This is a genomic window from Streptomyces sp. NPDC054932 (assembly GCF_053610205.1).
Genome location: NZ_JBSGXU010000192.1, coordinates 1 through 15003, shown reverse-complemented (window position 1 = coordinate 15003; position 15003 = coordinate 1). Strand labels below are relative to the sequence as shown.

Annotated in this window: 15 protein-coding genes; 4 read left to right on the top strand and 11 right to left on the bottom strand. The window is 72.9% G+C overall.

Translation table 11 applies throughout. The features are described from left to right. Positions 1-242: 242 nt before the first annotated feature. Complete coding sequence (locus tag ACWGE1_RS34040; protein ID WP_453424320.1) at positions 243-428, bottom strand: hypothetical protein; 186 nt, start codon at positions 426-428, stop codon at positions 243-245. Between the two features lie 261 nt (positions 429-689). Between ACWGE1_RS34040 and ACWGE1_RS34035 the strand changes: the two genes are divergently transcribed. Next, positions 690-1274, top strand: coding sequence for a M23 family metallopeptidase (locus tag ACWGE1_RS34035; RefSeq protein WP_453424319.1), 585 nt, complete (start codon positions 690-692; stop codon positions 1272-1274). A gap of 61 nt (positions 1275-1335) precedes the next feature. Here ACWGE1_RS34035 and ACWGE1_RS34030 read toward each other — a convergent pair whose 3' ends face one another. The 7 genes from ACWGE1_RS34030 to ACWGE1_RS34000 all read right to left on the bottom strand — a co-directional run bounded on the left by ACWGE1_RS34030 (position 1336) and on the right by ACWGE1_RS34000 (position 7209). After that, positions 1336-2481, bottom strand: coding sequence for a LamG-like jellyroll fold domain-containing protein (locus ACWGE1_RS34030; protein WP_453424318.1), 1146 nt, complete (start codon positions 2479-2481; stop codon positions 1336-1338). Between the two features lie 71 nt (positions 2482-2552). Beyond that, positions 2553-3872, bottom strand: coding sequence for a two-component system sensor histidine kinase CseC (gene cseC / locus ACWGE1_RS34025; protein WP_453424317.1), 1320 nt, complete (start codon positions 3870-3872; stop codon positions 2553-2555). Further along, the gene (cseB, locus tag ACWGE1_RS34020; protein ID WP_453424316.1) at positions 3869-4582 is read right to left on the bottom strand and encodes a two-component system response regulator CseB; all 714 of its coding nucleotides are present in this window, start codon (positions 4580-4582) and stop codon (positions 3869-3871) included. Before cseB ends, cseC begins: the two co-directional genes overlap by 4 nt. A gap of 29 nt (positions 4583-4611) precedes the next feature. Then, complete coding sequence (locus ACWGE1_RS34015; protein ID WP_453424322.1) at positions 4612-5253, bottom strand: hypothetical protein; 642 nt, start codon at positions 5251-5253, stop codon at positions 4612-4614. A 35-nt stretch (positions 5254-5288) separates the two neighbouring features. After that, on the bottom strand, positions 5289-5849 hold the full coding sequence (locus ACWGE1_RS34010; RefSeq protein ID WP_161294905.1) for a SigE family RNA polymerase sigma factor: 561 nt from the start codon (positions 5847-5849) through the stop codon (positions 5289-5291). A gap of 185 nt (positions 5850-6034) precedes the next feature. Beyond that, the gene (locus tag ACWGE1_RS34005; RefSeq protein ID WP_453424315.1) at positions 6035-6952 is read right to left on the bottom strand and encodes an A/G-specific adenine glycosylase; all 918 of its coding nucleotides are present in this window, start codon (positions 6950-6952) and stop codon (positions 6035-6037) included. A gap of 23 nt (positions 6953-6975) precedes the next feature. Continuing rightward, entirely contained in the window at positions 6976-7209 is a 234-nt protein-coding gene (locus ACWGE1_RS34000; RefSeq protein ID WP_453424314.1) for a hypothetical protein, read from the bottom strand. Positions 7210-7432: 223 nt separating this feature from the next. Between ACWGE1_RS34000 and ACWGE1_RS33995 the strand changes: the two genes are divergently transcribed. Then, positions 7433-8176 carry a hypothetical protein gene (locus tag ACWGE1_RS33995; protein ID WP_453424313.1) on the top strand — a complete coding sequence of 248 codons (744 nt, stop codon included), beginning with the start codon at positions 7433-7435 and terminating at the stop codon, positions 8174-8176. 57 nt (positions 8177-8233) lie between these two features. Here ACWGE1_RS33995 and disA read toward each other — a convergent pair whose 3' ends face one another. Next, positions 8234-9358, bottom strand: a complete 1125-nt coding sequence (gene disA / locus ACWGE1_RS33990; RefSeq protein ID WP_150258629.1) for a DNA integrity scanning diadenylate cyclase DisA — start codon at positions 9356-9358, stop codon at positions 8234-8236. A 181-nt stretch (positions 9359-9539) separates the two neighbouring features. Continuing rightward, a complete protein-coding gene (radA, locus tag ACWGE1_RS33985; protein WP_453424312.1) occupies positions 9540-10952 on the bottom strand; it encodes a DNA repair protein RadA in 1413 nt (470 codons plus the stop codon). Positions 10953-11170: 218 nt separating this feature from the next. Here radA and ACWGE1_RS33980 point away from each other — a divergent pair, with 218 nt between their 5' ends. Then, on the top strand, positions 11171-12928 hold the full coding sequence (locus ACWGE1_RS33980; RefSeq protein WP_453424311.1) for a BACON domain-containing protein: 1758 nt from the start codon (positions 11171-11173) through the stop codon (positions 12926-12928). Between the two features lie 47 nt (positions 12929-12975). On the opposite strand, the gene ACWGE1_RS33975 is transcribed toward ACWGE1_RS33980, so the two are convergent. Further along, positions 12976-13728 carry a hypothetical protein gene (locus tag ACWGE1_RS33975; RefSeq protein ID WP_453424321.1) on the bottom strand — a complete coding sequence of 251 codons (753 nt, stop codon included), beginning with the start codon at positions 13726-13728 and terminating at the stop codon, positions 12976-12978. A 159-nt stretch (positions 13729-13887) separates the two neighbouring features. Between ACWGE1_RS33975 and ACWGE1_RS33970 the strand changes: the two genes are divergently transcribed. Beyond that, the gene (locus tag ACWGE1_RS33970; RefSeq protein WP_453424310.1) at positions 13888-14826 is read left to right on the top strand and encodes a Ppx/GppA phosphatase family protein; all 939 of its coding nucleotides are present in this window, start codon (positions 13888-13890) and stop codon (positions 14824-14826) included. The last annotated feature ends 177 nt before the right edge of the window (positions 14827-15003 follow it).

Here is a 15003-nt window from a genome sequence, read left to right as displayed (position 1 = left end):
CGCCCGCCACCTCCCCCCCCCCGCGCCCGGGCGCCCCCCCGGGCCTGTCCCGGGGGCCGGACCCGCCCCCCCCCCCCCAGGGGGGCCGCCCGGTTACATAATAGCGCCGGGGCCCGCCCCTTTACCGTCATCGGGTCACTGCTCGTACACCGAGCTGAAGGGCTCCGGCTCCGCGTGCGGGAACCGCAGCCGAGAAGGTCCCGCCGGCCGCTGTGACGGCCATGAGGGCCTCGTCCGGGCCTTCACCGGGCGGCCGGCGGCTCCAGCACCAGCGGGCCGGTCCGGCCCGGTTCCTCGGCCTCCTGGATGCTCCGGGGCGGCAGCAGGTGCCGTACGGCGGTCCCGGCCCCGGCGGAGCGTGGTGCGGGCCGCCCGTCGAAGGGCCCGGAACGGGCGCCGAAGGCCCCTGGGCCGGTGACAAGCCGCACAAGACAAAACGGACGTACTAGGCTGTTTCGTAGATCCAAAATGCCCTGGTACGGGACCTTCGCCCCTGCAGGGAGGCCGTCAACGGGCCAGGTCACACGGCGGCCGCTACGAGTTCCGCTAGTAATCGGGACGTTTGGGGAAGTTCCGGGGCACGGGTTACCAAGGATGAGCCAGCCCGGCACACGGTCCAGCGTGCCGGGTCACTTCATGCCTCTTGCAGGTGTGAAACCCCCCTTGTCCCCGGCCCCGGAGGTCTGCACATGTTCGCGAAGCGCGTCTACACCCGTCGTACCCGTATCGCTGTCGGCACCACCGCTCTCGGTGCGGTGCTGGCCCTCGGGGCGGGCACGACCGCCGCGTTCGCAGACGCCCCGCAGACCGCCGTCACCGCCCAGGCGGCCGGCGCCGCGGGCGCCGCGAAGGCCGGCCTCTGGGACAAGCCGCTGGAGAAGTACACGCTCTCCGCCACCTTCGGCAAGGGCGGCAACATGTGGTCCCACAAGCACTCCGGCCAGGACTTCGCCGTCCCGGTCGGCACCCCGGTCAAGTCCGCCGGCGCCGGCGTCGTCGTCAAGGCCGGCCCGAACGGCGGCGGCGACGGCCCCGCGTACGGCAACGCCATCGTGATCAAGCACGCGAACAACACGTACTCCCAGTACGCGCACCTCTCGAAGATCCAGGTCAAGATCGGCCAGAAGGTCAACGCGTCGCAGCGCATCGCCCTGTCGGGCAACACCGGCAACTCCAGCGGCCCGCACCTGCACTTCGAGATCCGCACCACCCCGAACTACGGCTCCGCCGTCAACCCGGTGGCCTTCCTGCGCACCAACGGCGTCAGCATCTGACCCGTCGCGACCGCTGCTGACGCAGCACCCGTCGTACCGGCCGACCCGCCCTGCTCACCGATCAGGTGAGCAGCCAGGCATGGGTCGGCTTCGGCGTGGGTCCGAGCTTGCCCTCCTTGTACGCGGCGGCCTGCTCCGGAGAGAACGCCCCGTCGTAGATCTTGATGTTGTGCAGGGCGCCCTGCCACGGACCGGTCCAGATGTTGTGGTGCCTGGACCGGCCGAGCTGCAGCGGACCCGGGGCCTGCCAGATGGGCCCGACCGGAGTCTCGCCGGCCTGCTTGCCGTCCACGTAGAGGGCGATGGCCTTCTTCTCGGCGTCGTAGGTGGCCATCAGCAGCGTGGGGGTCTTCACCATGGACAGCCCCTCGGCGGTGACCGTCCGCGTGGTGGCCGCAGCGCCCTTGTCGCCGGTCTGCACACGGAAGATCCATGCCTGCTTGCCGTTCACCTCGTTCACGCCGAGCTCGAAGGAGAACGACTCCCCGTCACCCTGGCTCATGACGATCCGCGAGCCCTTGGCGGCGGAGTTGTAGGCGCGGGCCGTGATGGTGAAGCTCTTCGTCACGTCGACCACCGGCTCGGCGGACTGCCCCCACGAGTTCCCGTTGCCCTTGCCGATGACCTGGAACCGCTTGCCCAGCGGGCCGATCTTGAGGTCGGGGCCCAGCCGGATGCCCGTCTTGCCGTAGCTGTCGCGCAGCAGGGTGTCGTCGCCCTTGACGGTGGCGGTGTACGCGGCCGGCGACTTCGAATCCTCCGGCTCGGGCGAGGCGGAGACCACGGGCTGGGCGTCCGGCTGGCCCCCGTCGTCGCCGTTGCCTATCAGGAAGAACGTTCCCCCACCGGCCAGCAGCGCCAGTACGGTCACGCCGCCGCCCAGCATCCACAGCCGCTTCCTGCGCCGCTCGGCCGCCGACCGGTCCGCCATGGCGTCCCAGTCCGGCTGCTCCGACGCGCCGGGCAGGTCGGGACCGGCCAGCCTCGTGAAGCCCGGCTGAGCAGGGGTCGGAGGCCACTGGCCGCCTCCCGCGTCCTGCTGGTACGGGTTGGGCTGCTGCCCGGTCTGCGGGTAGCCGTAGCTGCCGCCCGAGGACGGGTAGCCGTAGCCGCCCTGGGCGGGCGGTCCCGGCGGGAACCCGTATCCGCCGCTGCCGGGGGCGGGCTCGGGCTGCGGGTGGCTCGGGGGATACGTACCGTCGGTCATGCCACGGATGCTAAGTCACGGACCCCCGGGCGGGCACGGCCCGGTCCCCGTCCCGCCCGACCCGCCCCGGTTCAGTCCTGTGTCGGCCCCAGGATCGGGAAGCTTCCCGTCGCCGTCGGCGCGTGCTCCGGCAGCCACAGCACCGCCACCGCACCCGCCGCCGCGCCCTCGCGCTCCGAGCCGCCCCGGGCGGCCACGTTACGGAACGTCAGCCGGGCGCCCAGCACCCGCGCCTGGCCCTCCGCGATGGTCAGCCCCAGCCCGTGCCCCACGCCCGCGCGATCCGTCGACCCGGTGCGGAAGCGGCTCGGCCCCTCGCGCAGCAGTGCCTCGGGGAAGCCCGACCCGTGGTCCCGGACCCGTACGACCCGGCCCTCGACGTCGACCTGGACCGGCGGCTGCCCGTACCGCGCAGCGTTGGCCAGCAGGTTCCCCAGGATCCGCTCCAGACGCCGTGGGTCGGTGCTGACGATCTCGTCCGCGACGACCCGTACGGTCGCCTCCGGCATCAGCGATGCCACCCGCCGGCTCACGAACTCGCCCAGCGCCACGTCCTGGAGCTCGGCCCGCTCCGACGCACTGTCCAGCCGGGCCACCTCCAGTACGTCCTCGACGAGGGCGCGCAGCACCTGGGCCCGGTCCCGCACCAGCTCCGTCGGCCGCCCCGGGGGCAGCAGTTCCGCCGCCGTGAGCAGGCCGGTCACCGGAGTCCGCAACTCGTGCGCGATGTCCGCGGTCACCCGCCGCTCGGCCTCCAGCCGTTGCTGGAGGGCGTCGGCCATGGCGTCCACGGCCCGCGCGAGGTCGTCCGTCTCGTCCCGCACGACACCGCCGACCGCGTCCCGTACGCGGACGTCGGGATCGCCGTGCGCCACGCGCTGCGCCGCGGCCGCGGCCTTGCGCAGCCGGCGGGAGATCTGCCCGCCGATGAGCACGCCGAGCGCCGAGCCGCCGATCACGGCGGACAGGCCGCCGATGACCAGGGCCCGGTCCAGGTCGGCGATCAGATTGGTGGCGCCGTCCCGGAACGGCGTGTGCAGCGACAGCACCTGCCCGTTCCCGAGCGGCACGGCGGCCCACACCTCGGGCGCCCCGTGCGGCCGCTCCTGGATGTAGGTCCCGCGCCGTCCCGACTGCGCCTTGCGCCGCAGTTCGGCGGGCAGTTCGGGATCGTTGAGCTTGGCCCCCATGGGCGGCTTGCGCCCGGCCTCGGCGTTGCGGGAGATGAACTGCACGCGTTCCAGCTGCACCTCGCGGGCGCCTTCCAGCATCGACGCGCGGGCAGCACTGTGCACCACCAGGCTCAGGGCGATCGTGACGAGGGCGCCCACGGACGCGATGGCGACGGCGATCTTCCAGCGGATGCCCGTGCGGAGGGTGAACCGTCTCATGCCTTGAGTTTGTATCCGAAGCCTCGGACCGTTTCGATGCGGTCCTGTCCGATCTTGGTGCGCAGTCGCTGGACGTGGACGTCCACGACGCGGGTGTCGCCGCCCCAGTCGTAGTCCCAGACGCGCTCCAGCAGGCGGTCGCGCGAGAGCACGGTGCCGGGCGCGGAGGAGAACTCCAGCAGCAGCCGCATCTCGGTCGGGGTCAGTGCCACGGAGGCGCCCGCCCGGCGGACCTCCATGCCCTCGGTGTCCACCTCCAGGTCGCCGAAGGAGAGCACCCCGCGCTCGGGGCCCGACCCGTTGTCGGCCGCGTTCGGGCCGCCGTTCTGAGAGCTGCCGGAGTGGTCGAAGCGGCGCAGCACGGCACGGATCCGGGCGACGAGCACGGAGCCGTCGAAGGGCTTGGTGACGTAGTCGTCGGCGCCCGCCTCCAGGCCCAGCACCACGTCGATGGAGTCGGCGCGCGCCGACAGCATGATCACCGGGACGGTGGACTCGTCACGGATGCGGCGGCACAGGCTCACGCCGTCCATGCCCGGGACCATCACGTCCAGCAGCGCGATGTCGGGGCGGTTCGCGCGGAAGGACTCCAGCCCGGACAGGCCGTCGGGCATGGCCGTGACCACGAACCCGTCGCGTTCCAGCGCCAGGGTCGTGGCCTCACGGATGACGTCGTCGTCCTCCACGAAAAGGACATGGGTCTCGGCCATGCGGAAGCCTCGCCTCGGTTCTTCTGTGCTCAGTTCTTCTGACTCGTGACCGGGGCGGGCTGGACACCGCCGTCGACCACGTTGCTGTACTCCGAGTGAACTCGGTCCTGCTCGGTGAACTTCTCGCCGTTCCAGCGGTACGTGATCACGTCCTCGCCCGACGGATAGGCGAGCGTGTCGCTCTTTCCGTAGACCTGTTTCGTGACCACCAGGTCGCCCCGGTCGATCTCCGCGTAGACGGGTGGCTGTTCGTCCGAGAACACATTCTCGTACGTACTGCCGTCCGCCCGGTACACGTAGGTTCCGCGACCCAGGGCGTCGGCGCAGGACAGGACGTTGACGACGATGTCCACGACGGGGCTGCCGGTGACCTTCCCGTAACTCACGTCCACGGGGTACTCCTTGCCCGCGCAGGGCTTGAGGTCCCGTTTCACCTCGGTGCTGACCTTGGGGTCCTTCATGATCAGCCCGACGGGATCGACCTTCTTCAGCGGCCGTCCGGACGAACCCTCGGAGGCCGAGGAGGAGTCGTCGGGGGAGGGGCCCGACGTCGCGCTCCTGGACACGGCCTCGGTGCGGGCCGGCCCGCCGTCGCGCAGGCCGGTGCCGCTGGTGGCGCAACCGACCGCAAACACGGCTGTGCCGACGAGGACGACCATCCCCGCCGACATCAGCACCAGAGAACCTCCGGACAAACCTTGGCCGTTCAGGCCGCGCACCGCTCACGCCCCTCGTACTGCATGGTGTGGTCACCGCGCTCCAGCGCACGCATGTCCAGATCCCGGCTCTCCAGCTCCTGCCGGAGCCGGGCCAGGGCGCGGTGCAGAGTGCTCTTCACGGTTCCCGCCGACATTCCGAGCGCCGCGGCCGTTTCCTCGGTGCTCATCTGTTCCCAGTGTCGCAGCACGACCACGCTGCGCTGCTTGGGCGCGAGAACCTTGAGGATGTCCATGAGGAGGGCGCGGTCGGCACGCTGGTCGGAGCCGTCCTCGACCGAGGCGTCGGGGAGCTGCTCCGTGGGGACCTCTTCGAGCTTGCGGGCACGCCACCACTCGGTACGGGTGTTGATCATGACCCGGCGCAGGTAGGCGTCGGCCAGGGACTTGTCGGCGATGCCGTCCCAGCGGCCGTAGGTGCGCACGAGCGCGGTCTGCAGGAGGTCCTGCGCGTCAGTGGGGTCCGGGACCAGACGCCGGGCACTGCGCAGCAGGGCGTCCTGCCGGGTGCGTACGTACTCTTCGAATCCGAGTACCTCACCGTGCGCCATCTGAGACCGCCTCCGCTGCCGTCCACCTGCTCATCCGCTGCCTTACGGATTCGAAGGTACGGAGGGGTTGTCACGGGGCTGTGCGGGCCAGCCTTCGGTGGGCGCACGGACACCCATAGGTTGTGTAACAACCCTCGTGAGCTGCGGTTTCCCGGCAGGAAGCGGAATTGCCGGGTCAACTTCGGTCAGGTCTGCGGGAGCCGGTAGAGACCTCCGTCCAGGGGTTCCACCAGACCGTCCGAGACCAGCCCGTCCAGCGCCCGGGCCCGCTGCACCGGCTCGTCCCAGACCGTGTCGAGCAGGGCCTGCGGAACGGGGCCCACCGCGTCCCGGAGCACGGCGAGGAGCTTCCCGCGCACCTGCCGGTCGGTCCCGGCGTACGTCTGCCCGCGCCGCGGCGGACCCTCGTGCGCCGGCTTCCCGGCGAGCCGCCACGCGCACAGCCCGGCCACCGGGCAGCGCGCGCAGTCGGGGCTCTTGGCGGTGCACACCAGCGCGCCGAGCTCCATCGAGGCCGCCGCCCAGCGGGCCGCGGTGTCCTCGTCCTCGGGCAGCAGCTCCCGGGCGAGGCGCCGCTCGGCCGCGGTCGTCGCGTTCGGCGGGTACTCGACCCCGGTCGCGGTGCGCGCGAAGACCCGCCGGACGTTGGTGTCGAGGACGGCGTGCCGCTGCCCGTACGCGAAGGAGGCCACGGCCGCGGCCGTGTACTCGCCGATCCCGGGCAGCGCCAGCAGCTGGCTGTGCTCCCGCGGTACGTCGCCCCCGTGCCGCTCCGTTATCGCGACGGCCGCGCCGTGCAGCCGCAGCGCGCGGCGGGGGTAACCGAGCCGGCCCCAGGCGCGTACGGCCTCTCCGGGGGCTTCGGTGGCCAGGTCCGCGGGGCGGGGCCACCGGGCGAGCCACTGCTCGTAGACCGGCAGGACCCGGCTGACGGGCGTCTGCTGGAGCATGAACTCGCTGACCATGACCCCCCAGGGGCCGGCCTCGGGGCGGCGCCAGGGCAGGTCGCGGGCGTGTTCGTCGAACCACGCGATGACGGGCGAGTGCAGCGCGTGGGAGGAGTCGGGGGATACGGCCGAGGAGGAAGCGGGGGATGCAGTCATGGCAGACGGCATCCTGGCACGTTTCACCTCCCTCGGCGCGCCGGACCGGGACCCGTGAGCCGGACGACGGCCGGTGCCGCCGGCCGGGCGCCGCCGCGGCCGCGCGAACGCCACCGGACGGCCGTGAAGAGCACGCCGAAGAGCACGCCGAAGAGCAGGAGTCCGTACCCCGTCCAGATCTCGAAGGCCGAGTGCACCCATGAGGGTGTCCCCCGGGCGAAATCGGTGATGGCGCGGTGGAGGCCGGAGCTGTCCATGCTCACCGAACGTGCTCAAAGCGGATTAATCGCTGCATCAGCCCTTTGGCCGGATCTCACCGCCCGCGATTGCGTCCGCAGGATGATCATCGGCAAATCGATCCCGCTGCGCGGCATGTGGGGCACTGATCGGGCCGCGAACTCTCGTAAAGTTCCGTCCGTGGGATCTCTGCGCAATCCGGTCGGGCCGCTCCCCTCCTCCATCTACTGGCGACGGAGGGCTGTGCTGGCTTCCGTTGTCGCGCTCCTCGCGCTCCTCGCCGTATGGACCGTCAGCTCCGGCGGGGGGAGGACGAGTACCAACGGAAAGGGCCAGGGCGGCCCCGACCCCGTCGCCTCGATCACCCCGGGTCCGGCCGGTACCGGGCCCGCGATCAGCGCGGCCCCCGGCGGGCGCCCCGAGTCGGGCGGCGGCGGGACCACCGGCTCCCAGGGCGGCTCCACGGGCGGCGCGGGCAAGAACGGCGAACCGGGCGGCGGCGCCGGCTCGAACGGCGGCTCGGGCTCCGGCGCCGGCGGCGCCGCGGGCGGCCCGGCACAGGTCCCGGCGGACTCCCCGCTCCCCACCTGCGCGCCGGGTGCCCTGCAGTGGGAGGTCAAGAGCGCGAAGAACGAGTACGAGGCGAACGAGAAGCCCCGCCTCGAACTGGTCGCCCGCAACACCTCCGGCACCACCTGCAAGGTCGACCTCGGCCCCAAGCAGGCCGTCCTGACCATCCTTCAGGCGAGCAGCAGCAAGGCGGTGTGGTCCTCGGCGGACTGCCCGGCGGGCGCGGGCAACGCCTTCTTCCGGGTCCCGGCGCAGGGCGAGACGAAGCAGGCGCTGGACTGGGACCGCAGGTTCAGCGCGGCCGACCAGTGCCAGGCGCCTCCGGCGGGGTCGGCGGCTCCCGACACCTACGTGGTCGAGGTCAAGGCCCCGGGCATGCCGGTGGCCCGCACCTCGTTCGTCCTCAAGCAGGACTAGCCGACGGGGCCCGGCGGCGACGCTGCCGGACACTGCGATCCGGCTCGGCGGCGGAGCCTAGACGTAGCGTTCCAGGATCGAGGACTCCGCCAGCCGGGACAGGCCCTCGCGGACGCTGCGCGCACGCGCCTCGCCGACGCCGTCCACCGTCTGCAGGTCGTCCACGCTCGCTGCGAGCAGCTTCTGCAGCCCGCCGAAGTGCTCCACGAGCCGCTCGATGATCGCGCCCGGCAGCCTCGGCACCTTCGCCAGCAGCCGGTATCCGCGCGGCGACACCGCCGAGTCCAGGGTCTCCGGCGAGCCGGTGTACCCCAGCGCCCGCGCCACGATCGCCAGCTCCAGCAGCTCCGGATGGGTCAGCGCGTCCAGTTCCGCCAGCGCCTCGTCCACCGTGCGGGAACGCTTCGCCGTCGGCTCCGGCACGTAGTCCCGGATGACCAGCTCCCGCTCCTGCTCGATCCCGACCGTCAGCTCGTCCAGCTGCAGCGACAGCAGTCGCCCGTCCGTGCCCAGTTCGACCACGTACTCGGCGATCTCGGTCGCGATCCGGCGGACCATTTCCAGCCGCTGCGCGACCGCCGTCACGTCGCGGACCGTGACCAGGTCCTCGATCTCCAGCGCCGACAGGGTGCCCGCGACCTCGTCGAGACGCAGCTTGTACCGCTCCAGCGTGGCCAGCGCCTGGTTGGCCCGCGACAGGATCGCCCCGGACTCCTCCAGGACCCGCCGCTCCCCGTCGACGTACAGCGCGATCAGCCGCATCGACTGCGACACCGACACCACCGGGAAGCCGCACTGCTTGGAGACGCGGTCGGCCGTACGGTGCCGCGTGCCCGTCTCCTCCGTCGGGATCGACGCGTCCGGCACCAGCTGCACGCCGGCCCGCAGGATCTTGGTGATGTCCTTGTCGAGGATGAGCGCGCCGTCGAGCTTGCACAGTTCGCGCAGCCGGGTCGCCGTGAACTCCACGTCCAGGACGAAACCGCCGGTGCACATCGCCTCGACGCTCTTGTCCATACCGAGGACGATGAGCCCGCCGGTGTTGCCGCGGACGATCCGCTCCAAGCCGTCACGCAGGGGCTGACCAGGTGCGACCGCGCTCAGCGAGGCGCGCATCATGGCCTCCTGCTTGGAGCTCGCGCCCGACTTGCCGGATGCTGCTGCCCCGTCCTTGGCTGCCACTGCACTCCTCCGGTCGCGGGTTGCGCCGCCCCGCACCGCGGGCACGAGGGCGTGCGTACGGCCGGGCGGACCATCCAGAAGTCTACCGGCGCGCGCCGCGGCCCCGCCGTGGCTTGGCCAGGTACGGCCCGCGAGGGGCCCGTAGGGGCCCCTGACCAGGGGGATCATCCCCCCGGGTGCGCTACTCCGCGGACCGCTCCCTGGCCGCCGTACGGGACCGCCCGCGCGGCAACACCCTTAGCGCATCGCCCATGTCGGCCACCTCAATGACTTTCATCCCGGCCGGCACCTTGCCCGGATCCGCCGGGACCAGCGCGTGCGTGAAGCCCAGCCGGTGGGCCTCCGCGAGCCGCCGCTGCACGCCCGTCACCCGCCGCACCTCGCCGGCCAGGCCGACCTCACCGATCGCCACGAGGTTCTTCGGCAGCGGCACGTCACTGGCGGCGGAGGCCAGCGCGAGCGCGATCGCCAGGTCGGCGGCCGGCTCGGTGAGCTTCACCCCGCCCACGGTGGCGCTGTAGATGTCGCGCTTGCCGAGCGCCGTGATCCGGCCGCGCTGCTCCAGCACCGCCAGCATCATCGAGACGCGCGAGGTCTCCAGGCCCGAGGTCGTGCGCCGGGGAGAGGGGATCTGTGAGTCCACGGTCAGCGCCTGCACCTCGGCGACCAGCGGACGCTTCCCCTCCAGGGTCACGGTCAGGCAGGTTCCGGGAACGGCCTCGGCCCGCCGGGTCAGGAACAGCCCGCTCGGGTCGGCGAGCCCGGTGATCCCCTCGTCGTGCAGTTCGAAGCAGCCGACCTCGTCGGTGGCGCCGTAGCGGTTCTTGATGCCGCGCACCAGGCGCAGCCGGGCGTGCCGGTCGCCCTCGAAGCTCAGCACGACATCGACGAGGTGCTCCAGCAGACGGGGACCGGCGATGGCCCCGTCCTTGGTCACGTGGCCGACGAGGAGGGTGGCCATCCCGCGCTCCTTGGAGGCCCGGATCAGCGCCCCGGCCACCTCCCGCACCTGGGCCATGCCGCCGGGCGCGCCGTCGATCTCGGGCGAGGCGACGGTCTGTACGGAGTCCAGGATCAGCAGGGAGGGCTTCACGGCGTCGAGGTGACCGAGCACGGCGGACAGATCGGTCTCGGCGGCCAGATAGAGGTGATCGTTGAGGGCGTTGATCCGGTCGGCCCGCAGCCGCACCTGACTCGCCGACTCCTCGCCCGTCACGTACAGCGTGCGGTGCTCGTCGCTGGCCGCCTTCGCCGCGACGTCCAGCAGCAGCGTCGACTTCCCGACGCCGGGCTCACCGGCGAGCAGCACCACGGCACCGGGCACGAGCCCGCCGCCGAGGACACGGTCCAGCTCGTCCACGCCGGTGCTGCGGGCGGTCGCCGTCCGGCCGTCGACCTGGGCGATCGGCAGGGCGGCGGTCGAGACCCGGCCGGCGGCCGTGGTCCGCACGGCGGGCGCGCCCATCTCCTCGACGGTGCCCCAGGCCTGGCACTCGGGGCAGCGGCCGAGCCACTTGGCGGTCGTCCAGCCGCAGTCGGTGCAGCGGTAGGACGGCCGGTCCTTGGCGGATGAACGAGCAGTGCGGGCAGCCATGGCGCTCACGGTAGCCGCCCGCACCGACAGGCCGGACTGCGGTGCAGGTCGCGGGTGCCGCCCGCCTGCGTCAGGACCTGCGTCAGGAGCTGCGTCAGGGCCTGCGTCAGGACCTGCGTCAGGGCCTGAGTCAGCACCCCACCGATCTGTTCACCCGTAAGGGCTAAAAGTGGCGAAGGCTTCCAGGCCGTCACCGGCGTGCCGCCTACGGTCGCCAGGTGAACAGCAGCGACCAGGCACACTCCTCAGCGCGCACCGGCGCACACCGGGCGCACGGGCGCATGCCCCACGAGGGCGAGCAGCCGCCGCCGTTCCGGCACGAGCCCTACCTGGACGGCCTGTTCACGTACTGCCTGTCGGTCCTGTGCGACCACGACACCGCGACCGACGTGCTCGGGGACGTCCTCGCCGTGGCCGAGCGGCACCCCGGCCGCTGCCCCGACGAGGGGGACCGGCGCGCCTGGCTCTACGCGCTCGCCCGCTGGGGCTGCCTGCACCGGCTGGCGGAGCAGCGGCGCACACGACAGGGAGCGCATTCCGCCCGGCGTGCGCCGGAGCACACCGAGCGCGACCGTGCGCCGGGCGAAGACACGCCAGCCGACCGCGGCCGGGAGGCCCACCGGCCCCTTGACGTGAGCGCCTACCGTCGTACCGAGCTGGCCCGGCTCGCCTGGCCCGAAGCCGCCGGCACCACGCCCGAGCAGCGCGAAGCCCTCGAACTCGCCGTCCGCCACCGCCTCGGCGTCCCCGAACTCGCCGCCGTCCTCGGCACACCCCCGGCCGCCGCCCGCGAACTGCTCTCCGGCGCCGCCTGCGAGGTCGAGCGCACCCGCGCCGCCCTCGCCGTCGTGGAGACCGGCAGCTGCCCCAGCGTCTCCCGGCTCACCGGCGAAGACGGCGACGGCAACGTGCTCCTCTCCAGCACCCTGCGCGCCGAGCTCGTCCGCCACGTCGACGACTGCCCCCGCTGCCGCCGCGTCGCCGAACGGGTGGGCGCCGCGGGCCCCTGGCCCGGCTCCGGCGGCATCAACACCGCCGCCCTCCCCCTCGTACCCGCCCCCCGCACCGCCGTCCACGCCGCGATGATCCGCTCCGGCCGGGCCCGCGGCCGCGGGCCCGCCCCCCGCTTCGACCGCACCGGCTTCCCCATGGACCCCAGGGACCGCGCGGCCCGCCGCGACCGGCTGCGCGCCCGCGTGGTGACCACCACCGTGGTCGCCACCGTCGTCGCCGCCCCGGTCCTGGCGCTGTGGGCGGCGTACCGCGGTGAGTCCGGCACGGGCGAACACGCCGGTGGCGACGCCACCCGGATCTCCGCCAGCGAGTCCGAGCTCCCGACCGCCCGCACCGAGGGCCACCCGGTGACCGCCTACGAGAACGCCGGGAACGCCGCCACCACGACCGGCGGCCCCGGCTTCGCCCGGAGCGACACCACCTCCGACGTCTTCGTCGAGGTGATCAGCACCGGCCCGCCCGCGACCCCCGACCACCCCGGCGACCCCGGCCGCCTCACCGTGGCCGCGTCCGCCCAGGGCCCGGTCACCCTGCTCACCCTCACCGCCTCCGGCGGCGCCCCGGTGGACTGGCGGCTCTGGTCCGACGCGCCCTGGCTGCGCGCGAGCCGGACCGCGGGCACGCTGGCCCCAGGAGAATCGGTCACCCTGCGGATCGCCGTGGACCCCGAGGCCCAGCCCGTCGGAGCCTGGACGGCCCGGGTCGGGGTCGACCCGAGCGGCGCGGTCGTCGCCATCCAGGGCCGGGGCCGCCCCGCGGCGACGCCCGTACCCACACCGGACCCGACGCAGCCCGCGACCCCGCAGCCGTCGCCGGACCCGACGCAGCCGCCCACCCCGACCCCGACGGAGCCGACGATCCCGCCGCCGTCCCCGACGCCCGAGCCGACCCCGACGGAAGGCTCAGGCGGAACGGTTTCCCCCGCCCCGGACCCGGCCCCGTCGGCGACACCGGCCTCCTGAGCGGGGCGTCCCTCCCGAGCGGGCCTCCCTCCCGGAAGGGAGGCCGGTCAGGCAGGATCCGCCGGGTGCGGGGCCATCGGCAGCAGCGAGGCCAGCCGCGCCTCGCACAGCTTCACCAGCTCGTCGTAGCCCTCCTTGCCCATCAGCTCCGTCAGCTCGGGGCGGTACGACACGTACACCGGCTCCCCGGCACCGTGCGCGGAGGTGGCCGACGTGCACCACCAGTGCAGGTCGTGGCCGCCCGGACCCCAGCCGCGGCGGTCGTACTCGCCGATCGACACCTGGAGCACGCGGGTGTCGTCGGGCCGGTCGATCCACTCGTAGGTCCGGCGGATCGGCAGCTGCCAGCAGACGTCCGGTTTGGTCTCCAGCGGCTCCCGGCCCTCCTTCACCGCGAGGATGTGGAGCGAGCAGCCCGCCCCGGCGGGGAACCCCGGCCGGTTCAGGAAGATGCACGCACCGTCCCAGCGGCGGGTCTGCTTCTCCCCGTCGTCGTCGTGCTGCGTCCACCCGCTCTCGCTGCCGACGTCGTGGAACTGCCACAGCTCGGGCGTCAGCCGGGCCACGTGCTGAGCCACGCGCTTCTCGTCGTCATCGTCGGAGAAGTGCGCGCCGAGCGTGCAGCAGCCGTCGTCCGCCCGGCCCGCCTGGATGCCCTGGCAGCCACTGCCGAAGATGCAGGTCCAGCGGGAGGTGAGCCAGGTCAGGTCACAGCGGAAGATCTGCTCGTCGTCGGCGGGGTCGGGGAATTCCACCCAGGCCCGGGGGAAGTCGAGCCCCTTCTCGTCGGCGACGGCCACGACCTTGTCCTTGCCGCGCTTGGCCTTGCCCTTGACGGTGTCCTTGCCCGTGTCCTTCTGCGACCGGGTCTTGTTGGCCTTCTTCGTATTTGGCACAAACCCAAGCCTATGCGCCCCTTACACAACCCCCGAGTCTTCCTCGCAGTAGCGTTTCCCCCTATGAGACTCGGTGTCCTGGATGTGGGTTCGAATACGGTCCATCTGCTGGTGGTGGACGCGCACCCCGGCGCGCGCCCGCAGCCGGCGCACTCGCACAAGGTGGAGATGCGGCTGGCGGAGCTGCTCGACGAGCGCGGGGCGGTCACCCCCGACGGCGTCGAGCGTCTCGTCTCGGTGATCCGCGACGCGGTGCAGGCCGCCGAGGACAAGGGCTGCGAGGACGTCCTTCCCTTCGCGACCAGTGCCGTGCGCGAGGCCACGAACGCCGACGAGGTCCTCGCGCGGGTCAAGGCCGAGACCGGCGTCGACCTGCCGGTGCTGAGCGGCGAGGACGAGGCCCGCCTCACCTTCCTCGCTGCCCGCCGCTGGTTCGGCTGGTCCGCCGGAAAACTGCTGGTCCTGGACATCGGCGGCGGCTCGCTGGAGATCGCGTACGGCATCGACGAGGACCCGGACGCGGCCGTCTCCCTCCCGCTGGGCGCGGGTCGCCTCACCTCGGGCTGGCTCCCGGGGGACCCGCCCGACGCGCTCGACATCCGGGCGCTGCGACGGCACGTGCGGGCGGAGATCGCCCGGACGGTCCGCGAGTTCAGCCGCTTCGGCGCGCCGGACCACGTGGTGGCGACCTCGAAGACCTTCAAGCAGCTCGCCCGCATCGCGGGCGCGGCCCGCTCGGCGGAAGGTCTGTACGTGCAGCGGGACCTGACCCGCAAGTCGCTGGAGGAATGGGTCCCGCGCCTGGCGGCGATGACCACGGCCCAGCGCTCGGCGCTCCCGGGCGTCTCGGAGGGCCGCGCGAACCAGCTCCTGGCGGGAGCGCTGGTCGCGGAGGGCGCGATGGACCTGTTCGGCGTGGACGAACTGGAGATCTGCCCGTGGGCCCTGCGCGAGGGCGTCATCCTCCGCAGACTGGACCACATGCCGGCGCCTGAGGCCTGAGGGTCGGGCGGGGCGGCTGCGGGGGCGGGGGCGGGGCTTCGGGGGGCGGGGTTTCGGTGGGGCGGTGGTCAGGGAGGCGTATGGGGGTTTCCCGTCAGTCCCATCGTCTCTCCGTGTCGGGCCGGCCCCACAAGGGCGCTCGTTACACGCGTCGCTTAGCGATGTCGCAGCGCACCA